Here is a 19979-nt window from a genome sequence, read left to right on the forward strand (position 1 = left end):
CAAATATAAATTAGACCCCTACTTTTGTATCGCTTTCAGCAAGGAACTAGTTCTAAGAAAGCAAAGGCCTCCTTAGCTCAGCTGGTAGAGCAACTGACTTGTAATCAGTAGGTCGCTGGTTCGATCCCGGCAGGAGGCTCTTCAACAATAAGCACTTATCTCTGAAAAGGGGTAAGTGCTTTTTTGTTTTCGGCCTCTTTCCACACTACCTGTTCTGTGGACTTCCTTATCCTGGTTCCTTTCAATTTTACAGCGGGAGGTAATTAAATGTTAAAACAACACTAAAGTTTTAGATATTAGGGGCACCTTTAAGTTCGGTTTCTTTCAAATATTGACTGACATGCCCTCAAATTCTGCTTTTCCATTTTTAAGCTCATTGCTACTAGCTGGCGCGCTGTGCGTAACTTCTGGCACTAGCTCTTTGGCTCAATCGCTTCAAATTAAAAATGATGTTTTCTGGAACACCAAAGATGGCCGCCCCCTATACAGCCAGGGGGGTGGCATCTTTCGTTTTCCAGATCCTACTACGGGGGAGAAGAAGTATTATTGGTATGGGGTGCAATATGAAGAGGCAGAACAGTATCGTCTGGACCCCTCCCTTACCCTTAAGACCAGCACGTTTGAAACCGTCACCTGTTACAGTTCTGTAGACCTGGTCAATTGGAAAGCGGAGGCAAATGTCTTAACCAAAAACAACCTGGACGACCCTTACAAGAAAACCTGGGTGGGGCGGTTAGGGGTAGCCTATATTCAGGAATGGAAAAAATATGCCCTGTTTGTGCAGTATGGCGCGCGGGTGTTGGTTACGGTGGCAGATTCTCCTTTGGGTCCCTTTAAAAGACACCAGGAAATTAACATGGAGCCCATCATTGGCACTTCCAATACCGGGGACCAAACGGTGTTTCAAGATGAGGATACCGGCAAGTCCTATTTGGTTTATTCCTATGGCAGAGGGCGCAACAAGATCTATGTCTCAGAGATTGGGGTAAAAGACGGGAAAGTGGGTCTGCTGGACTGCACCAAGATTTTTCAGGGGGAAGGTCGCGAAGGAAACTGCATGTTCAAATACAAGGGCAAATATTACATGGCGGCCTCAGATCTTTACGGTTGGGACTCATCTTATGCGTATTACCTGGTGGCAGATGACATAAGAGGCCCATACCAACCTACCAACAAAATGGTGGTAATGGAAGGGGTAATGGATGATTTCTCCCACATAACCCAGACCGGTTTCTTTGTGACTGTGAAAGGGAGTAAACAGGAAACAGTGGTATACTGCGGTGATCGGTGGGCTAACTTTGCTGGCAACGGCTTAGGTTATAACCAGTGGGTGCCTCTTTCCTTTAAAGATAATATACCGTATTTCAATTCGCTGGGCGCCTGGAACCTGAATGCAAAAACCGGGGAATGGCACGTGGGTCCTGACAATAACTATATAAAGAACGGGAGCTTTGAAGCAGACCGAAATGTTATACCCAGTGCAGTAAAGCCAGTGCAGGAGCAATTAACTGGCTGGCAAACTTTCGTTATGGCCAGTAACAAAGTAGAGGTAGGCGGCGCTAATTCTCCCGCTCTTAATCACATGAACACCCAGGAAGAGCGGAAGCAAGTAATAGGAGAGAAAAGCCTGAACCTAAGTGATAAGGTTAATTTCCAACGCAAGACGTTTCAGGTGATCACCTCTTCTCCGTTTGTTCCCCTACCAGATGGGAGGTACACGCTAACCGCCAAAATAAAGAACAGCGGCGGCTTCAAAAAGCTGGAAATGTACGCCCAAAGTAAGGGCAAAAATGTGCAGTATAAAATTACAGGCGAAAACCTTTCTTGGAAAACCATTCAGCTGTCAAATATTCCGGTGAAGGAAGGCAAAGTTGAAATTGGTTTTAGGGCGAATGGGGCATCAAACTCCTTTTGCTACATAGATGATGTGGAATTTGTAAAAACCAAGTAGGGAATACCTGTCATCTAGCCTTGGGATTATATGGCTTTGCTTGAAATTAGGAGGGTTATTTTAAGCCTGTTTTTTCTAAAACTGCCTGAAAACAGCCACCTATCTGCTGGATATTTTTAAGCCTGGAAGAGATAGCATTACTTTCCATATTTTAAAATGAGCGCTAACTGCCCAGCGTGGTAGGCGGTATGTGAAGTTATCCTCCCCAAGGCTTCTGCTTTGCTCTTTTCCCCAAATTCCTGGGTCACTACCTTTTCTTCCCAGCCGTAGGTGGGCACTTTCTGCAAAACAGTTTTAAGTGTGTCAAAGGCATATTGCTGGTACTCCAGTAGCTCCGGTAAGTTGGTCTATTGGCCGTGGTCTGCTTTTTCTATGACAGTTTTAGCTACCACTTTTACCTCCGGGGCCTGGAACACGTTCTTGGCGAAAAGTAATTCCACGTCAGCTATATGCCTGATCAGGAACCCAGCCGAGTTGGGTGCCGGGGCCAGTTTTTTAAGCAGGTCGGTCTCCTTTAACTCCTCCAATTGTTTGGTGAAACGGGTCCTGGCCTCCTTCCATAGGTCAATCACATTTTCTGTCATTATAGATTTTACGCTAGTAGTGAATTATCTGTTTGGAAGGAGGAACTGGTCTTCTGGGAACTGGTCTTTTGGAAATTGAAAGGGATGACCTTATGAAAACGAACTAACTGACTTTCAGAAGGATCTCCCTTTTATTTCATGCTGGTTTTGGCTTCTGCAATTGGTTTGAAAGGGCCGTATTTATGCTGCTTCTCTTTGAACCCATCTGAATAGGGTCCGAAGGGATGGTCTATGGGTTTCTTTGAGATATCTGGCCAGTCTTTACTGAGATCTTTTTTAGGCCGAGGCATGGTGTTCACGTAGGCCGCCAGGTCCCAGGCTTCCTCATCTGAGAGCATAGGACGGGAATAGGTGGCCCCTAGAGGCATGTTGGCTTTTACGTACCGGGCAAAGGTAGACACTCTAAACAGCCCGGCCCCATTGTTGTAGCTGCTCTTTCCCCACAACGGGGGGTATTGGTACTCAGCGCTTCCTTCAGATTTTATTCCTTGCCCTTCAGGCCCGTGGCAACTCTGGCATTTCTGGAGATAGACGGCTTTCCCATTTGCGGGGCTAGCCGCACGGTCCAGAAGCGGTAATTCCACTAAGCCTGCGCCTTTCACTTTCTCGTCTTTCTTTACTTCTTTGCCTACCCAATTGATATAGGCTACCATGGCTTTCATTTCTTTAGAATCCTCTTTGAGGGGTTTGCCGTTCAGGCTGCGCTCAAAACAGTCATTGACCCGTTTCTCTACGCTTTCCACCGTGCCAGACCTACCTCTAAACTTGGGGTAAGTGGAGGCTACCAGCGCGTAGTTGTTACCGAAGGTTTTGGTGCCCGCATTCAGGTGGCAATTCTGGCAGTTCATGCCATTGGAAATCTGCAGCACCTTGCCTTTGGGGCCCAGGTATTGGGCGGTGTGGGCAATTAACTCTTGCCCATAGGTGATCTGTTTTTCTTCAGGGGTGCCGACCAGGGAAGCCAGGTCAGGGGCCTTCCACATATCATCTGCAGGTGCAGTCACTACTGGAGAGGGAGGAGCCGTGGAAGGACTTGGCAAAGGGGCGGTGGCGGCAGGTGGTTCTGTTTGAGAGAGCTGGGGCAGCGTGAAGTCTACGTGGTAGATGACCATGATCAGGGCAATGCCCACCAGCAGCATAACCACCACTGAACTCAGGCCCACCACGTTGGCTATCTTCACCAAAAAGTTGATGAAATTCTGTTCCTCGTTTAGTTTCATAAGAATAGATTTTGAATTCAGTGAGAGATACAAACTACCTTATAACCTAATAGTTATCAGTGACTATTGTCACACATGCCGGGGGAAAGAAAGGAAAAGCTTATCAAGGCGGGAGGTACCAGATTTATATTGATTATTTTTTCAAAAAGAGAGATAGTATTTTAAATTTTAATAAGCAGCATACTCCTAAGGGCCCCCTCATTAAACGAGGATTCTATTTACTTAGGAGGTTTTAGAAGGCTGATTTTCATCACTCTAGCTCCCTGGTCCGCAAAAAAAGAGCAGGAAGTAAATGCTTCCTGCTCCTGGTTGGTTATCTGAAAACGTAATCTACATTGGGTAACTGCGACAAGACTGGCGCCGGAAGGTCAAGGGCCCGGGCTCTTCCGTCTGTTTTGGGGGCTACCGTGCCGTGCTTTTTCAGGTACTCCGCCATGACATCATGTATGGTATAGTCATGCACCTTGGGGTCTGTAGCGCCCGGCATGCGGCAGAGCATGTCGTCTGGTTCGCCTCTTCTCAGGCAAGCCGCCATGGTGTATTGTTTCTTCAGGTCAATAGGTTTGCCTGCCACGGTAATGGTCTGGACCCGCTGCCCTTTGGGAGCATTGGCCTTAAAAGTCATCTCCATGCCGGAAAAACGGATTACCCAACCGCCAAACCGTTCCAGGGGCTTTTCTGCGAAGACATTGTGGAGTTCCTGCTCCATCCAGTTCCAGATCTGCTGGCCCGTGGCTTTACCGGTTTTCACGTTTTCGTTCACGGGCAGCATATTCCAGATATCTGTATAAGTAATGGGGGCTTTTCCAGAGGCGCCTGGCACAATGGGTGTACTAAATCTGAACCCGTTGGAAATGGCAATATCTGCGCCGGTTTTCCAGCGGACGGCATCGGTGATCAGGTTGTCCATGGGGTTTTCTACCACCAGATAGCGGTAGAGCGGGGTTGTGGTATAACCCAGCACCTGCTCCATCTGTTTTTTATAAGGTGCCAACTGCTCCTCTACTATCTTCTGCACGGTCGGGTCGGCGGGGAATTTGGCAGGGTCTACATCTATGAGTTCATACCGCTGACCTACAATCTTTCCGTCTTTCACGTCAAGGTCCAGTCGGCCAACAAAAGAGGCAAAAGCCCCTGGTTCCACCACTTGCGCATATTTACGCTTAAGCGGTTGCCTGATGCGTTCATGCGTGTCATTGCCCAGGACAAAATCTACCCCTTTCAACTGTTCCTGGTCAGCTAAGTAAATCTGCTTGGAAATGCCCAGATGGGTGACCAGAAACAGGATGTCTACTTTCTGTTCTTCTTTCAGTTCTTTGATGAGCGGTTGAAGGTTGTCTTCCAGTTGTTTGAATATCAAACCCTTGCTGAAGGAAGGATTCTGCCGGATGGGTACCTCCGGGTCATTGTAGGAGATAAAACCCAGTTTCACGCCCTTCACTTCCTTGACTAGGTACGGGGGATAGACCATTTTGCCGGAGGCCTCGTCATAGATGTTGGCGCATACCACCGGTTTGCCGTAAGATGCCAATACGCCGCGCATTTTCTGGCTCCCGAAAATCACTTCCCAGTTGCCCGGAATGAGAAAATCATAGTCCATGGCCTTGATCACCGGGCCAAAAACTTTGCCTTCTGACAATGCCGCCACGGCACTGCCCTGGATCAGGTCCCCGCCGTCAACAATCACTGTTCCGCCCGGGTTTTCTGCCTTTACTTGTTTGAAAATGGTTTGCAGGTTGGCCATGCCACCCCGTTCTTTAAAGGCAAACTTACCCTTCTCAATGAAGAACTCCTGGTGGGGCATCAATTGCCCGTGTATGTCGGCGGTCTGTAAGATGGTGATGGTTTGTATCTGGTCCTTTTGGGCTTGGGCAGCCGCTGAACTACTAGCGGTGGAGGTGGACTGGCAGGAGGAAAAGAGGCTAAACCCCAATAAAGGAAGCGCGGTAAGCAGGTAAGATTTTAGATTATTGTTCATGGTGGTGGTTTCAAAATGGAAAGGGGGGATTGTAGTTAGGGCATTCGACTGATTAGCAGGCAGAATTAATAATCCTAACAATGCGATAAATTATAAGAGTAATTAGATAAGCCATTTAAAGCTCAGCTATTTCAAAGGAGCATACCCATTAGATGGTGAAAACACTTGCGCCCAAGTAAGAAGAAAGAAATTCAATTATCCTACCTGCGGGGGATCTGGCTCAAAGGAAACCAGAAAGGAAGTATACCCCAACGCCTTAAAATGCGGCTGGTGGTACAAAAAATGGGGGACTGAAATAGGGGAAGACGGAGCAGGAAGGGTGCAGAGTACCTTAACCGAGCAAAGCTTCCCTTCCGGGATGGCTTCAGGGGTTTGGGAGGACTCTGTGGGTTGGATGATAGAAATGACAGTTTCACGTTCCGTTACCGCCTTGTGCAGCAATAGTTTAGTTTCCTGCTGCGGGCAGACCTTTTTAACGGCCACTCCCGCGTGGGCAACAGGCAAGACGCTGAGGGCCGTCAAAGACGACAGATGGATCATTACCATCAGAAGGGCCCATATTTTAAGAAAAGGTCTCACGGAGTTTTGCCTGGTTTTGCTAAAAACACCCCAAAAACAGGTTTCTACAAAAGTGCCGAAAAAGCCAGGGAGCCTCAGTGACTTTTATCACAGGACCAGGAAATTCGCTCTGTTTTTTTAAAACCGCTTAAGCGAGACCCTTTGAAGATTGGAGGCGAGGAATAAGCCATTCAGGAGTCATTGCTGCTTTAGGGCCGTTTTCCTTAAAACAGCCCTAAAGCAGAAGCCCAAAAAAATCAAATCAAAAATTTTATTCCTGTTGGCCTTTCAAAATGATTTTAAGGTTACGTCAATTCTTTCACCGGGGCAGGATGAGGATTTTCCTCCTGAAGGGGTACTGGTGCTAGAGGGGCAGAAGGAGTTTGGGTACCTGCCTCTTTAAACGGGTACCACATCTGTTCCTGGAAGGTCTTAGGGTAGTGCTCCACCTCCTCAAAGCCTAGTTCAATGTCACGGCCGTCCTCGGGCATATAGGCCGTCCCGAACAGGTAATCCCACACGCTCAGGCTAATGCCGTAGTTGGCGCCGTAGCGCCGGGGCATGTGCTTGGCGTGGTGCCAGATGTGCATTTGTGGGTTATTGAAAAGGAAGCGCAAGGGGCCCAGCGGCACGTGAATATTGGAGTGGTTAAAATGCCCAATCGCCGTGGCGAAGATGTGCACCAGAAAGAAATCCTGGATCCCGAAACCGATCATGGCCAGCGGAATGTACTCCAAGGTACGGTAGACCACCGTCTCGCCCCAATGGAAGCGAAGGTGCGCGGCAAAGCCCATCTGCTGCACCGAGTGGTGCACCTTATGGAAACGCCACAGGTATTCTGAGTGATGCAGGAGGCGGTGCACGTTCCACTGAATGAAATCACGCACCACAAACAAGGTAAGCAACTGCGCCCATACCGGCCACAAATTCACCTCAAACGCCACCAGGTTCTTCACCCCAAACAGCGCCAGAAAATCATTAAACGCCTCTACGCCTATGTTAGAGATGGCATTAAACCCTACCAGGGAGAAAAGGAAGAAGTTGAAGAACATGTAAAAGCCGTCCAGCCAGAAATCCTGCCTGATCTTAGCCTGGTGTTGCCGCCAGGGAGCCACTATCTCCAGCAACCAGAAAAAAAGAGACAGCCCTAGTAGCCAGTAAAAATAATTTCCCCACCGGGGGTACAGCACCTCGTTCAGGAGGTAGCCCCCGTAATCGGCAAAGGAATTAAGGAAGATGTTCCAGTATTTCTCCATGGACTAGGGTATTTTAATGGCCGGCTAGTACTTAATGTAGCCCCAGCCTTGCTCTTGTTTCATGATGATTTCGCCAATGGCCATAGGCACGGTGATTACCCCGGGTAGCAGCTGCGCTTTAGTGACGTTACGGGCCCGCATGGAATTCTCACAGGCGGCAAAGACCACGCCTTTGCCTTGTAAGGCTTTGAGTGCTTCGGCTTTGTAAGATTTTTCCGTCACCAATAGGTCCAGGGCTTTTCCGTGCACCACCACTTCAATGCGCGCCTCGGGCCAGGCACGTTTAATGTTGTTGAGTTGGCGCATGAGTCCGGCGTGCTGGGCCGTGTCGGCCGCAGACATGTCATAGACAATGCGGTGCTCCGTGGCGAGTGCCTTGACCGGTGCTGTATCTTGCCCAAAAACCGAAAAAGAGGCCCAAAACAGAAAAGCCGCCAAAAAGAAAACCTTGTTTTTCATAGTGGTAAGATTAAAGTTGATACTGCTTATTCTACGGCAACTCCCGTATTTTTAAGGGCCGAAAAGCCTTCCCGGGCATCATAAATCTGTTTGAAACTCAACTGCTTCATTTGCTGGGAGGCCTGGCCACTGCGCCCGCCTACTGCACAGTAAACAAGATAGGTCTTCTCAGGGTTCAGCGCTTTCAGGCGGGCCTGGAAATCTGGGCTGTAAATGTCCAGCAACTGCGCATTTTTCAGGTGGCCAGCCTGGTATTCGGCAGGGGTTCTTACGTCCAAAATCACCACCTCGGGTTGCCCGGCCAGCAGGTCTTTTACCTCTTGGCTGCTAAGGGCTTGCACCTGGCCGGTTTGCTGGGATTCAGCCGCTTGTTCAGCCACAACTTCTTGAGTAGTAGCATTGGTGGTTTGGGTGTTGCAGGAAGCCAAAAAAGCGGCCACTGCCAAAGAAAAAAGAATACCTTTCATGAGAGGGGAATTTATTTTTTAAACCAAAGATAGGTCGGCCGGAAGTTTCTTCCAGCCGACCATTGGGGATGTTTATTTTTTAGCCAGGTTTTGTAGGTACTCACGCACCTCTTTGGTGTCATACTCGGCCATGCCCATTTGTTTGGCTACAATCTTGCCTTCCGGCGAAATCACAAACGTGGTAGGGATAGAGGGGCTTTCAAATTCCTGGGGCATCTCGCTGGCGGGCATATACACCGGAAACGTAAAGCCTTTCTTCGCGATGAACTTCTTGACCTTCTCCCTACCGCCCGCATCTACAGACAGCATTACAAAGGCAATTTTATCTGAGCCTACATTCTCATACAGTTTTTGGATGTTGGGCATCTCAGCGATGCAGGGCGGGCACCAAGTGGCCCAGATGTTCATAAACACCACTTTGCCTTTCAGACTATTGAAGGGCACCACCTTTCCGTTAAGGTCTACCAACTGGAAATCAGCGCCCACCATTTCTGCAGTTGCCATAGGGCTGTTCACCGATACGGCCGGGGTAGAAGGAGTTGGTTCCAGGTCAGGCATGTTGGCGTTCTTGATGCCGGTGGCCAGCAGAAGGCGCTGCACCTGTCCAAGGGCCTCGGTATGGAGCCCGGTCATATACAGTACCCCAAAAATGGCCAGCATTACAGCCCAGCCAGGGATATCTTTCCAGGAAAATTTTCGCTTATTCATGATCTTCTATAGGTTGGGATGAAGAGTTATAAAATGAAAAAGGGTAGGAACTACAGTTCCACCGTCATATAGCCCTGCTGCTGCAAATCAAACATATAGGTAAGGCCGTTGGGGACAATTTCCACGCCTTTCACCAGCGTCTGGGGGTCAATGTTGAACTGTTTAAGGGACATGCCACACACCTTGTAGGTAATGCCCGCGGCCATTCCTTTCTCATACTCAGCAGCCATTTCATTGCCTTTCACAAACGCCTCAACAGACTTGGCGCAGGCCATTACCACAAAACTCTGGCGTTGGTATTTGCTGTCTTTGGTGATGGTCTCCGCTGTGTTTACGGCCGCTTTCAAATGGTTGGGCTGACTAATCAAAACACCGTAGTTTTTACTTGTCGCCACGGCGGTGGAAGCAGACTTGGAAGGTGTTTGCGCCACCATGGTACCGGTGGCGCAGGAAGATAAAAGGCCGGTCGCTAGTAATGCCAGGACCATGCTATATACTGATTTTTTCATTACGTTCAGGTTTTTAAGGGTTTGTTTTCGGTTGATAAACCATTGGTCCAGGCCATAGAAAAGTGACCCGTTTACCATAAAAAAGAGGAGCATGCCCAACAGGGCGATGTTCTTGAACAACGGGCCAGACCCGGCGGCGTTCCCTACCTGCACCGTAAGCGTGATAGGCACCAGGATAAGAAATAGGCCCAACGCCACCCACCGGGTCTTTAACCCAAGCAGCAGTAACAACCCACCCAGCAGCAGGCCCACCCCCGAAAGGACAATAAGGGTCTCAGCGGGCGCCATCCAGGTAGCCAGCTGCTGCGCAAAGGGGGCTTTTTCCAACCGGCCTGCCGCTTCTGCGGTCTGGAAAAGATGGTTGATGCCGGCCGTGATAAAGATGAAACTTCCCATGATGCGAAGCACCAGAAACGATATTTTTTGCAAAGGAGTGATTTCCATTTTTAGAGGGGGATTTCTTTTTACCATTGAAAAGCAAGGTGATACTTACACCTGTGCCAGTTTCCCTGTAAAACAGGGAAACTCTGTTGAGTAGAGCCCATACTCTGGAATTCTACCTCAACCATTAACTCATCTGGGCCAGCCGTTTTAGGGCCGTTTTGGCCAATACAGGCTTAAAACAGGTTTCCCTGGGCCAGCCCCAATGAGGTATTCTTGTATCAACTTAAAAAAGAAATTGCGGAGGGGCGTGCCCAGGTTCCAGAAAAGGGGAGACGGGCGAAAGGGAAAGAAAAGATCCTTCTTCTTTCTGATGAATGAAAGGGAAAAGGCTAAGCTCCTGAAAAGGCTCCACCACGCCATAAAATTGCGGGCCACATTCCGTGACGGTGGTTCCCTCCGTTTGGCCTTTGGAGGGGCTTTGGTGCTTCCAGCAGGTTTTAACGCATTTCCGCTTTAGGGCGTGGTGGCCCCTGGTGCAGCTTTTCCTGATTTCAGCCTTCCTGGAAGAATCAAAAGCAACCAATCCCCGGCTGCTTTTCGGGAATGCGAAAAGCAGGAGCAAGGTACCCATGAATAAAATCAGGTAGTGCTTCATGTTAGAAATTCTAAAAGCTTTGCCGAGCAGGCTGATTATTACAAAGGTCTACTGGTTTAAATAAACTGCCATTATAAAGCCCCCAGTAGCTAACAGGAGCCAGCTACCAGGCTCTCCTTTTTTTTGCCGGGCCAGAGCCGCCTGCCGGAACAGCTCATCCTTACTTCTGAGACCACGCCCGCGGCGACGGTCAAAACGGCCGTGCCCACCAATACGGCGCCAATCCCGAACAGGCTACTGAAAACCCCGGCCGCCACGGCTCCCACCACATACCCAAAATCACGCCAGAACCGGAAAATGCCCAGGCTCTGCGGACGCTGGTGCGGGTGGGTGTTCTCGGCTACCACGGCCAGGAAGTTGGGGTACACCAGGGCGGTTCCTAACCCCAGCAAAACCAGGGCACCAAGCAGAATAGGATAGGAATCCGCGAACAGCAAAAGGCCAATGCCAATACCCTGGGTGATCATGCCCAGGCTCAGCAATTGTTTTTTGCAGAACACATCGCCTAGCTTGCCTGTGCCCAGTTGCCCCAAGCCCCAGACCGCCGGGTAAATACCCGCTAATAAACCAATCTCTGATAAGGAGTAATTCTTGCTGGCCAGCAACACGGGTAATAGTCCCCACAGAATACCGTCGTTGAGGTTATTCACAAAACCGTTCAGGGTCACGGGGCCTAGGTTGGCGTGCCGCCAGGTGGTATCCTTCCAGATGTTCAGGAGCAAGGGAACAGCGGTTTGCGAAGCTTCTGTCTGCACATGGCCGTGGGTGTCTTTTACCAGAAATACCGTGAGCAGTAACCCAATGATGGAGAACGCAATACCCGGCAAAAAGGCATTGGTCACGTTGCCCGTGGTAGAGGCAATATAACCTGCCAGGAAAGAAACCACGCCTACTGACAAATAACCGGCAAACTCATTAATGCCCATGGCCAGTCCCCGGTTTTTTTCACCCACCAAGTCTATTTTCATGACCACGGTAGCAGACCAGGCCAGGCCCTGGTTTAGCCCCAAGAGAATATTGGCAACTATCACCCAGGTCCAGCTTTGGGCATAAAGCAGCAGCCACGGCACGGGTAGGGCCAAAAGCCAGCCAAATGTCAAAAGCTGCTTGCGGGTAAACCGTTTGGTCAGGCGCCCCATCATGAGGTTAGCGCCCGACTTGGCCAGCCCGAAGGCCACAATAAAGGAAAGCACGGCAGTGGTTCCGGTAATCCCGAAGTTTGTTTCGGCAAACTCCGGAATGACGGAACGCTCCAGCCCCACCATAGCCCCCACAAACCCATTCACCACTACCAGCAACCAGAATTGGAAGGCGTTCTCTCTGAGACCTAAGGTAGCACTGGCGGGATGGGTCATGGTTTAGGGTAATTTTAAGGAAAACGGCTTATAAACAGCTTTTAATGGGGCAATCTATCGCGCAGCACCCCGTACAGGTACGTGCCCAGCAAACCCCCAATAATAGCCACCAAAATAGCCCAGTACTGGAAGCCGAGGTTCACAAACATAGGACCCGGGCAGGCGCCGGTCAAAGCCCAGCCTAACCCAAAGATGGTGCCTCCAATCAGGTAGCGGGGCACAGATTTTTCCTTGGGGGTGAAGACAATTGGGTTGCCCTGGTAATCCCTGATTTTGTATTTCTTGATTAAAAAGGTAGCCAGCGTACCCAGCACCACGGCGGTTCCAATGATGCCGTACATGTGGAAGGACTGAAAGCGGAACATCTCCTGGATTCTAAACCACGAAATGGCCTCTGACTTACTCATCACAATGCCGAATAAAATACCGGCCAGAATAAACTTAAGACTTTTCATATTGTTAACGCGTTTGCGGTGAACGGCTTAATTAAAGTTGGTTGCCTTAGAAGATGAGGGGCAGCAGGATGAAGGTGGTAATAAGCCCACCAATGAAGAACCCAACCACGGCAACCAAGGAAGGCCACTGCAGGTTAGACAACCCACTAATGGCATGGCCCGAGGTACAGCCCCCGGCGTACCGTGAGCCAAACCCAATCATGAAGCCGCCCAGCAATAATACCAGAAAGCCTCTAACGGTGAAGAGCGCCTCCAGGCTGAAAATCTCGGCTGGTTGAATGCCCTCCGGCTTGGAGATGCCCAGCTGCTGTAGGTCCTGCACGGTGGCCTGCGAAACCTGGACCGCTTCCCCGTTAGAAAGAAACTCCGCGGAGATGAAACCCCCAATTATGGCACCCACCAGAAAAAGCAGGTTCCAGATCTGGGACTTCCAGTTGAAATCAAAGAACTTCACATGCTTACCGGCCCCGCAGGCGGAACAAATGGTGCGAAGGTTGGAAGAGAAACCAAACGATTTCCCGAAGAATAGCAGTAGTACCATCACAAAGGCGATCACAGCCCCCGACGTGTACCATGGCCATGGCTGCCTTAATAACTCTAACATATTCTTACTTCTTTTAGGTTAGTAATGGTTGAAGAGCTACCGGTGCCCTGCCAAAAGGCCTGGCTACCGGTAGCTCTTTAAAGTTTTGGGTGGAATGCTTTCAAGTTCCTATCTGGGCCAGGCGCCAAGGCCGCCGGAAAGGTTGTGAGCCTTAAACCCTTTAGAGGCCATAAGGTCACAGGCGCTCCCGCTGCGGTTGCCGCTGCGGCAGAATACGAAATACTCTTTGTCCTTATCCAGTTTATCTAATTGACTAGCAAATTGTGACGACATGGCATCTAGGTTTTTAGCGCCAGCAATAGTGCCTGAGGCAAATTCACCCGGGGTGCGCACGTCCAGTAATTCGGCTTTGCCAGCTTGCTGGAATTTGCTTTTGAACGTGGACCCATCAAGGTCCTCGTAATTTTTTGGGGTTGATTTAAATATGTTAAACATGGCTTTTGTCTGCTTGATTTAATAATGATACAAAGGTCGGGAGATAATACATCAGGTTCAGTGACTTTGGTCACGCATAGCATTTCTCCCGCTGGCTCTTCTAAGGTAAAAGAAAAGGCTGGCCCGGGTTATTCCCGGGGAAATGCCCCAGGCCAGTTTTTTATTTAAGGGTGGATGGGCAAACGTAGGCTGTTTTGGGGACGTCTGTCTCAGAAATGGCTTTGAAGCCGCCTTCCACGTTAATTACGTTGTCAAAACCTCTCGCTTTCAAGATAGAGGCGGCAATCATGGAGCGGTAGCCCCCGGCGCAGTGCAGGTACAGGTCTCCCTCTTTCGGGAATTCGGCCAGGTGGTCGTTCAGGAAATCCAACGGCGAATTCTGGGCGGTCTGCACATGCTCGGCCTGGAATTCGCCGGGTTTGCGCACGTCTATTACGTGTAGCTGGTTGTTCTGGGCATAGCGGTTGGCAAATTCCTGGGCAGAGATAGAAGAGATGGTGTCTACCTCTTTGCCAGCCTGCTGCCAGCTTTTAAAGCCGCCTTTCAAATAGCCTATGGCGTGGTCATAGCCAACGCGGGCCAGACGAGTCACCACTTCTTCCTCACGGCCTTCCTCGGCCACAAACAAGATGGGTTGCTGAATGTCTGGGATCAAGGCGCCTACCCAGGGGGCGAAGTTCCCATCAATGCCAATGTTCACCGAGTTAGGGATAAAGCCTTTGGCAAAGTCATCTGGGTTACGGGTATCCAGTACCAGCGCGCTGGTTTCATTGGCAGCCGCCTCTAAAGCCTCTGGAGATAAGGCCTGTAAGCCCTGGCTCATGACCTGATCAATGTTCATGGACCCTTCGCGGTTCATTTGCACGTTTTTAGGGAAATAGCTAGGCGGTGGGGTAAGGCCTTCCGTTACTTCCTTCACAAACTCTTCCTTGCTCATGTCTGGGCGCAGGGCATAGTTGGTTTTCTTTTGGTTGCCCAAGAGGTCTGTGGTCTCTTTGCTCATATTCTTTCCGCAGGCAGAGCCGGCGCCGTGGGCAGGATACACAATGATATCATCAGATAGCGGCATAATTTTGTTCCGGAGCGAGTCATACAGATGCCCGGCCAATTGCTCCTCGGTTAGGTCTGATTTCACGGCCAGGTCTGGGCGGCCTACGTCACCAATGAAAAGGGTATCACCGGAGAAAATCCCGTAATCCTTACCTGTCTCATCCTTTAGCAAGTAGGTGGTAGATTCCATGGTGTGTCCGGGGGTGTGCAGCACTTTGATGGTGACATCGCCCAGCTTGATTTCTTCGCCGTCTGTGGCAATGTGGGCGGCAAAGGTAGGCTTGGCATTTGGTCCGAAGACAATCTGCGCGCCTGTTGCCTTGGCCAGGTCCACGTGGCCAGACACGAAGTCAGCGTGGAAGTGGGTTTCCAGCACGTATTTGATTTTTGCGCCGTTTTTCTCCGCCTTTTCCAGGTAAGGCTTGATTTCACGGAGCGGGTCAATGATGGCGGCCTCGCCGTTACTTTCAATGTAGTAGGCGCCCTGGGCCAGGCAACCGGTATAAATCTGTTCTACTTTCATGATGTAAAGCGTTTAGAAACTGAAACTTTTAAATCTGGTACCCTTTAGAAGCCACAACGCTTTTTGGTAAGGTACACTGCAAAGGTCTGAATGTTAGCGCTATAAGTTAGTGACTTAGGTCACGCACACCCCTTAGGCGAAAAAAATTTCCTTGATGATAATGTAAATCCCCATTACCAGCACAAACCAACCAAAGGAAGCCTTAAGCTTGTCAGCATGGATTTTGGTGGAAAGGTAAGTGCCTATGAAGATTCCCACAATAGAGATGGCGGAGAAAATGCCCAGGAACATCCAGTCAATGTCATAGTTGTAGATATCTCCTATGAAACCGAACAGTGATTTGACGGCGATAATAAGCAGGGAGGTGCCCACCGCCATCTTCATATCCAGCTTACTGAAAAGCACTAGCGCCGGAATGATCAGGAAGCCCCCGCCGGCGCCTACCAGACCGGTCAGCGTCCCTACTACCAGACCCTCGGCCAGAATGCCGACATAGTTGAATTTAGGGGCCGGGTGGGGTTCTACCGGACTTGTGTGTTTCAGGTCTATCTCTTTATCGGCGTTCTCATCAAGAGGCGGGCTGGTTTTCTTTTTCTTGATCATGCTAATGGAGGCGAACACCATTAAGGCGGCAAACAGCAGCATAAGCAAAACCCCTTTGGTCACGGCCAGGTCACCTACGGTGAACAGGTTCTCCGGAATGGCCGGTACAATGTAGCGGCGGGTAATATAGACGGCAATAATGGAAGGCAACCCAAACACGGCCGCGGTCTTTAAACTTACCAGGCCCTTTTTATAGAAGTTATAGCTCCCTACCAGGCTGGTAAGACCTACAATAAACAAGGAATACGCCGTAGAGATAACAGGGCTCAGACCCAGAAGATATACCAGCACCGGCACGGTAAGAATGGAGCCTCCTCCGCCAATAAGACCCAGCGAAAGCCCTATGACCAGAGCGGCAACGTAACCTAAAATTTCCATTTCGTTCGTGTTTTAATTTGATTTCTGGTACAAAGGTAGAGCCACTGGCGGCGGGACACAGTGACTATTATCACAGAGGGAAACAAGCGCCAAAATTGGAAAAAGAAGCAGATAAACCCTAACGTTAGTTTTACGCCTCCGGTAGGAAGAGGGGGATAAAAGAAGGTAAGATTAGCTTATTGCTTGTGACTTTCTTCTTTGCGTTTTGAGGCCATTTTGGCCAAATCTGGCCAAAAACAGAATTTCAGAAAGACCCAACAAAAAAGGAAAGTAGTCTATACTTTCCCTTTTTTGTTTTTAGACCTTGGCCAGGTTGTGGACCTCTATATAATTGCGGTGCAACGTAATAGCGCCTGTCTGTTCCAGCTTTTTCAATAATCTGGAGATCACCTCCCGCGAGCTGTTCAGCTCATCTGCAATCTGTTGGTGAGAGAGCCTGATCTCCTTGCCGGTTACCTGCACCTGGCGCTTGAGGTAAAACAGGAGCCGTTCATCCAGCCCTTTAAAGGCTACACTGTCCAGGGTTTGGAGCAGTTCCTCAAAACGGGTGCGGTAAGAGGCTATCACAAAGTTGTGCCAGGTTTTGTATTTGCCCAGCCATTGCTCAGACAGGTGCGAGGGAATTAAGATAACTTCTGAGGGAGTAACGGCCTTGGCCATGATCTGGCTTTTCTCGTCACGGGCGGTGCACATCATGGAAAGGGCGCAGGCATTGCCGGGCTCCAGAAAATACATCAGAAATTCATTCCCTTCGTCGTCCTCGCGGTAAACTTTCAAAAGGCCGCTGAGCAGTAAAACCGTGGACCGTATGTATTGGCCGGTGCGGAGCACTTCCTCGCCTTCGGCTACCTGCCGGATGGTGCTGTGCGCCAGGATTTCATCTAGAAGAGGCTGTTCAAACTGGGGGAATTGTTGGTGGATGATGTCTTTTTGCAGGGTTTCCATAGAGCGGGGTTAGGTCAGTGAGGCTCCTGCGCAGTTTTTCTGGCAGGAGGACAGGGGGCAATGGGTTTATAATGAAGAAAAAATTACGGAAGCACTATTTATTAAAGCCTTCCGTAGGCTCTTACAATGTCTAGAACGGTCTCAGCGGCGGTATTTTTATGGATGGATTTATAATCCCCCCGCAGGGCTTTCAAAGCGTTGCGTTCCTCGTCAATTTCTTTTCTGGTTCGGTAATTTAGCTTCCGGAAAATAGCTAGGGGCGGGCACCAGCCCTGTAGCCCGTGTTGCATTAGAAAAGACAAGACAATGCCGGGCATGATAAGCCAGCGTTTGTCTTTGGTGGCACCCAACACAAGGCCGGTTAATGCCAAGGTTGAAGCATTTACTTCCAGCACGCGCTCAATGGCCCATTCCTTGTCCAGTTCCTTTAACCTTTTCTTAATTGACTTTTTGCTTTTGCTGCCATAATAGGCAATGTTGGACAGCATATCGTCATCAATTTGCTGGTTGATTGCATTTGGGGTGCTTTCTCTGACCCGGTCATGCTCTGGTTTGCTTGTAAGTGCCATCGTTTTTCCTTTTTATTTTTTTATACGGACAGTTTCCGTAAGGGATAGATACAAAAGCATTTACATAGAAATAGCCGGTGCACTTGCATGCACCGGCTATGCCTTAAAGGTCAATATTATTTGAAGTCGTTAACGGCCTCGCTCAGGTCCAGTACCTTGGTGCCTGGAAGGGCGGCCTCCACAATGCTGCTACCTGCCGCAGAGCGGTAACCACCGGCGCAATGCACAACCACCGGCTTATCCGTGGGGATTTCCCTGGCGCGCTCCCGCAGTTCCGGCAACGGAATATTGAGGGCGTTTTCAAAGAATTTGCCGGCTTTCACCTCAGAGGCATTCCTGATATCTACAATGGTGTATTTCTCTGAATGCTCCCGTAAATCAGACACGTCTAACGCAGGCGTGGTGGTTTCTGTGGCATTGTCCAGCACGAAGGCTCCTTTGATGAGGAGTTCATACCCAATTTTAGAGGCTTTTGAAATCAGGTCTTTTAGTTCAGACTCACTTTCGGCGGCCAGGTAAAACGTTTCCTCAGGGCCTATAATGCTGCCCAACCATGTCTCAAATTTGCCGCCGTTCTGAATGTTTATAGCGCCTTTGTAATGGCCTTTCTTAAAGGCTTGTTCATTACGGGCGTCTACCAGCACGGCTCCTTCCTGGGGTTTGAAGTTTTTCTCAAGGCGTGGCACCCCGTCCAGGCTGGCCTGGTAGGCGGGGGCGCCCTTTTTGTTGAGCCCTACGTCATACCCGAAGTATTTAGGGATAAACGGTTGGTCTTCGGTGAGAACTTTCACAAACTGCTCTTCGGTCATTTGCTGCAAGGCATAGTTGCTTACCTTTTCCGCCCCAATGGTGCTGCTGTTGGCTTCTGAAAGACCTTTCCCGCAAAGGGTACCGGCGCCGTGCGCAGGGTAGACCAGCACGTCATCGTCCAGCTTCATGAGTTTCTCGCGGGTGCTGTGGTACATCTGCTTGGCCAGTTCTTCGCGCTTGGCAGTAATGTTACCAGCGCTTTCGCGTAGATCTGGGCGGCCCACATCGCCAATAAAGAGGGTGTCTCCGGTGAAAACGGCTTTGTCTTTCCCATCCTGCTTCAGAACAACGCTGATGCTGTCTGGGGAGTGGCCCGGGGTATGCAGAGATTTCAGTTTCACTTCTCCAAACTCCAGAACTGCTCCTTCATCAAAGGCCGTGAACGGATAATCAGCCCCCACCAGGCTATGCGCGTACAGGGTAGCCCCGGTTTTCTGATTAATCTCCAGGTGCGAGCTCACAAAGTCAGCGTGCGGGTGCGTTTCAATTACCCCCACAATTTTGGCGTTGTTAGCTGCCGCATAGTCATAGTAATGCTTTGGGTTACGGGCAGGGTCAATCAGTATTATTTCCTTTGTATTTTCACTTAAAACAGCATAGGCATAATGCGCCAGGCCTTTGTCTTCAAACTGTTCTATTTTCATCTTCTTTCTTTTTTGCTTATGTATTCTCTGAAGGGTTATCTGCTATTCAGATTTCCATACAAAGGTACTACCCCAAATCACCCTGCACAGTGATGTTTGTCACATAGCCTGTTTACTGGGTTCGGTTACAGTTTTTTCTTAGCCAGATAGAAATCCGTCATTTCATAATCACTGTTCAACCGTTCATTGAGGGCTTCCAGGGTTTTGGGCGGTGGCACAATCACTTTATCGCCGGGTTGCCAGTTCAAGGGAAGCGATACCTTGTGTTCAGACGCCGTCTGCAAGCCAATTAGTACCCGTTTTATTTCCTCCATGTTGCGGCCCACGTTCATGGGGTAATACATGATCAACCGGATAATCCCTTCGGGGTCAATGATAAACACGGCCCGCACCGCCGCCGTCTCGCTTTCCCCGGGCTGCACCATGCCGTACAGTTTAGCCACCTTCATGTCTATATCCGCTATAATAGGAAAGTTGAAGAAGACCCCGGTCTTTTCCCGCACATTCTGCACCCAGGCAATGTGCGAGTGGATGCTGTCAATGCTCAAACCAAGTAACTTGGTGTTGTGTTTGGAGAAGAATTCGCCTTCTTCCAGGGCAAAGCCGCTCAGTTCAGTGGTACAAACGGGGGTGAAGTCTGCGGGGTGGGAAAAAAGAATGACCCAGCTGCCTTTGTTGTACTCAGAGAAGTGAAGATGGCCGGTGGTGGTGGTGGCCTCAAAGTCTGGGGCTTTGTCACCTATACGGGGCATTGTGGTTGTCTCTTCCATGGTATTTGGGTTAAGGTGGAGGTGGTTTTAAAATAAGGATAAATGGCGTAGGCCGTCCCCCAGATATACGATGGCTTCTTGTTTTTATTTAATGTTTTCCATTATTTAT

At 49.6% G+C, this 19979-nt stretch carries 19 protein-coding genes, 1 tRNA gene and 1 pseudogene; 2 read left to right on the plus strand and 19 right to left on the minus strand.

Going from position 1 to position 19979, the window contains the following annotated elements:
- Nucleotides 1-66 precede the first annotated feature (66 nt).
- Together TH63_RS07480 and TH63_RS07485 are read left to right on the plus strand one after the other, a co-directional pair.
- Nucleotides 67-139 (plus strand) — tRNA-Thr (locus TH63_RS07480).
- A gap of 282 nt (nucleotides 140-421) precedes the next feature.
- Nucleotides 422-1951 carry a family 43 glycosylhydrolase gene (locus TH63_RS07485; RefSeq protein WP_231583565.1) on the plus strand — a complete coding sequence of 510 codons (1530 nt, stop codon included), beginning with the start codon at nucleotides 422-424 and terminating at the stop codon, nucleotides 1949-1951.
- A 137-nt stretch (nucleotides 1952-2088) separates the two neighbouring features.
- Here TH63_RS07485 and TH63_RS20910 read toward each other — a convergent pair.
- From TH63_RS20910 to TH63_RS07585, 19 genes and pseudogenes are all read right to left on the minus strand, one after another.
- A pseudogene (locus TH63_RS20910) lies at nucleotides 2089-2535 on the minus strand (DinB family protein).
- A gap of 131 nt (nucleotides 2536-2666) precedes the next feature.
- Nucleotides 2667-3755, minus strand: a complete 1089-nt coding sequence (locus TH63_RS07495; protein WP_048920404.1) for a c-type cytochrome — start codon at nucleotides 3753-3755, stop codon at nucleotides 2667-2669.
- A gap of 313 nt (nucleotides 3756-4068) precedes the next feature.
- Nucleotides 4069-5733 carry a bifunctional metallophosphatase/5'-nucleotidase gene (locus tag TH63_RS07500; RefSeq protein WP_048920405.1) on the minus strand — a complete coding sequence of 555 codons (1665 nt, stop codon included), beginning with the start codon at nucleotides 5731-5733 and terminating at the stop codon, nucleotides 4069-4071.
- A 195-nt stretch (nucleotides 5734-5928) separates the two neighbouring features.
- Complete coding sequence (locus TH63_RS07505) at nucleotides 5929-6279, minus strand: hypothetical protein (RefSeq protein ID WP_156180467.1); 351 nt, start codon at nucleotides 6277-6279, stop codon at nucleotides 5929-5931.
- 317 nt (nucleotides 6280-6596) lie between these two features.
- The gene (locus tag TH63_RS07510) at nucleotides 6597-7547 is read right to left on the minus strand and encodes a sterol desaturase family protein (protein ID WP_082161590.1); all 951 of its coding nucleotides are present in this window, start codon (nucleotides 7545-7547) and stop codon (nucleotides 6597-6599) included.
- A 24-nt stretch (nucleotides 7548-7571) separates the two neighbouring features.
- A complete protein-coding gene (locus TH63_RS07515) occupies nucleotides 7572-8006 on the minus strand; it encodes a DsrE family protein (RefSeq protein ID WP_053093755.1) in 435 nt (144 codons plus the stop codon).
- Between the two features lie 26 nt (nucleotides 8007-8032).
- Nucleotides 8033-8473 (minus strand): rhodanese-like domain-containing protein, encoded by a 441-nt coding sequence (locus TH63_RS07520; RefSeq protein WP_048920407.1) that lies wholly within the window; start codon nucleotides 8471-8473, stop codon nucleotides 8033-8035.
- Nucleotides 8474-8545: 72 nt separating this feature from the next.
- Nucleotides 8546-9181: a TlpA family protein disulfide reductase gene (locus TH63_RS07525; protein WP_048920408.1), complete on the minus strand. Its 636-nt coding sequence runs from the start codon at nucleotides 9179-9181 to the stop codon at nucleotides 8546-8548.
- Between the two features lie 50 nt (nucleotides 9182-9231).
- The gene (locus TH63_RS07530; protein WP_048920409.1) at nucleotides 9232-10134 is read right to left on the minus strand and encodes a DoxX family membrane protein; all 903 of its coding nucleotides are present in this window, start codon (nucleotides 10132-10134) and stop codon (nucleotides 9232-9234) included.
- A 684-nt stretch (nucleotides 10135-10818) separates the two neighbouring features.
- Nucleotides 10819-12084, minus strand: a complete 1266-nt coding sequence (locus TH63_RS07540) for an MFS transporter (RefSeq protein ID WP_048920411.1) — start codon at nucleotides 12082-12084, stop codon at nucleotides 10819-10821.
- A gap of 41 nt (nucleotides 12085-12125) precedes the next feature.
- Nucleotides 12126-12539, minus strand: a complete 414-nt coding sequence (locus tag TH63_RS07545) for a DUF6691 family protein (protein WP_048920412.1) — start codon at nucleotides 12537-12539, stop codon at nucleotides 12126-12128.
- 46 nt (nucleotides 12540-12585) lie between these two features.
- Nucleotides 12586-13143 carry a YeeE/YedE family protein gene (locus TH63_RS07550; protein WP_048920413.1) on the minus strand — a complete coding sequence of 186 codons (558 nt, stop codon included), beginning with the start codon at nucleotides 13141-13143 and terminating at the stop codon, nucleotides 12586-12588.
- A 108-nt stretch (nucleotides 13144-13251) separates the two neighbouring features.
- The gene (locus TH63_RS07555; RefSeq protein WP_048920414.1) at nucleotides 13252-13578 is read right to left on the minus strand and encodes a rhodanese-like domain-containing protein; all 327 of its coding nucleotides are present in this window, start codon (nucleotides 13576-13578) and stop codon (nucleotides 13252-13254) included.
- 160 nt (nucleotides 13579-13738) lie between these two features.
- Complete coding sequence (locus TH63_RS07560; RefSeq protein ID WP_048920415.1) at nucleotides 13739-15151, minus strand: MBL fold metallo-hydrolase; 1413 nt, start codon at nucleotides 15149-15151, stop codon at nucleotides 13739-13741.
- Between the two features lie 132 nt (nucleotides 15152-15283).
- Nucleotides 15284-16132 (minus strand): sulfite exporter TauE/SafE family protein, encoded by an 849-nt coding sequence (locus TH63_RS07565; protein WP_048920416.1) that lies wholly within the window; start codon nucleotides 16130-16132, stop codon nucleotides 15284-15286.
- 297 nt (nucleotides 16133-16429) lie between these two features.
- Entirely contained in the window at nucleotides 16430-17077 is a 648-nt protein-coding gene (locus TH63_RS07570; protein WP_048920417.1) for a Crp/Fnr family transcriptional regulator, read from the minus strand.
- A 101-nt stretch (nucleotides 17078-17178) separates the two neighbouring features.
- Entirely contained in the window at nucleotides 17179-17646 is a 468-nt protein-coding gene (locus tag TH63_RS07575; protein ID WP_048920418.1) for a hypothetical protein, read from the minus strand.
- 116 nt (nucleotides 17647-17762) lie between these two features.
- A complete protein-coding gene (locus TH63_RS07580) occupies nucleotides 17763-19100 on the minus strand; it encodes an MBL fold metallo-hydrolase (protein ID WP_048920419.1) in 1338 nt (445 codons plus the stop codon).
- Nucleotides 19101-19225: 125 nt separating this feature from the next.
- Nucleotides 19226-19870: a peroxiredoxin gene (locus TH63_RS07585; protein WP_048920420.1), complete on the minus strand. Its 645-nt coding sequence runs from the start codon at nucleotides 19868-19870 to the stop codon at nucleotides 19226-19228.
- Nucleotides 19871-19979 lie beyond the last annotated feature (109 nt).

The organism is Rufibacter radiotolerans, assembly GCF_001078055.1.
GTDB lineage: Bacteria > Bacteroidota > Bacteroidia > Cytophagales > Hymenobacteraceae > Nibribacter > Nibribacter radiotolerans.

Bases quoted from the DNA above. Each gene is read 5' to 3' on its own strand.
- TH63_RS07545 (WP_048920412.1), bottom strand. From the start codon at position 12,539: ATGAAAAGTCTTAAGTTTATTCTGGCCGGTATTTTATTCGGCATTGTG.
- TH63_RS07565 (WP_048920416.1), bottom strand. From the start codon at position 16,132: ATGGAAATTTTAGGTTACGTTGCCGCTCTGGTCATAGGGCTTTCGCTG.
- TH63_RS07540 (WP_048920411.1), bottom strand. From the start codon at position 12,084: ATGACCCATCCCGCCAGTGCTACCTTAGGTCTCAGAGAGAACGCCTTC.
- TH63_RS07510 (WP_082161590.1), bottom strand. From the start codon at position 7,547: ATGGAGAAATACTGGAACATCTTCCTTAATTCCTTTGCCGATTACGGG.
- TH63_RS07515 (WP_053093755.1), bottom strand. From the start codon at position 8,006: ATGAAAAACAAGGTTTTCTTTTTGGCGGCTTTTCTGTTTTGGGCCTCT.
- TH63_RS07580 (WP_048920419.1), bottom strand. From the start codon at position 19,100: ATGAAAATAGAACAGTTTGAAGACAAAGGCCTGGCGCATTATGCCTAT.
- TH63_RS07585 (WP_048920420.1), bottom strand. From the start codon at position 19,870: ATGGAAGAGACAACCACAATGCCCCGTATAGGTGACAAAGCCCCAGAC.
- TH63_RS07495 (WP_048920404.1), bottom strand. From the start codon at position 3,755: ATGAAACTAAACGAGGAACAGAATTTCATCAACTTTTTGGTGAAGATA.
- TH63_RS07525 (WP_048920408.1), bottom strand. From the start codon at position 9,181: ATGAATAAGCGAAAATTTTCCTGGAAAGATATCCCTGGCTGGGCTGTA.
- TH63_RS07520 (WP_048920407.1), bottom strand. From the start codon at position 8,473: ATGAAAGGTATTCTTTTTTCTTTGGCAGTGGCCGCTTTTTTGGCTTCC.
- TH63_RS07505 (WP_156180467.1), bottom strand. From the start codon at position 6,279: ATGGTAATGATCCATCTGTCGTCTTTGACGGCCCTCAGCGTCTTGCCT.
- TH63_RS07570 (WP_048920417.1), bottom strand. From the start codon at position 17,077: ATGGAAACCCTGCAAAAAGACATCATCCACCAACAATTCCCCCAGTTT.
- TH63_RS07555 (WP_048920414.1), bottom strand. From the start codon at position 13,578: ATGTTTAACATATTTAAATCAACCCCAAAAAATTACGAGGACCTTGAT.
- TH63_RS07500 (WP_048920405.1), bottom strand. From the start codon at position 5,733: ATGAACAATAATCTAAAATCTTACCTGCTTACCGCGCTTCCTTTATTG.
- TH63_RS07575 (WP_048920418.1), bottom strand. From the start codon at position 17,646: ATGGCACTTACAAGCAAACCAGAGCATGACCGGGTCAGAGAAAGCACC.
- TH63_RS07530 (WP_048920409.1), bottom strand. From the start codon at position 10,134: ATGGAAATCACTCCTTTGCAAAAAATATCGTTTCTGGTGCTTCGCATC.
- TH63_RS07550 (WP_048920413.1), bottom strand. From the start codon at position 13,143: ATGTTAGAGTTATTAAGGCAGCCATGGCCATGGTACACGTCGGGGGCT.
- TH63_RS07560 (WP_048920415.1), bottom strand. From the start codon at position 15,151: ATGAAAGTAGAACAGATTTATACCGGTTGCCTGGCCCAGGGCGCCTAC.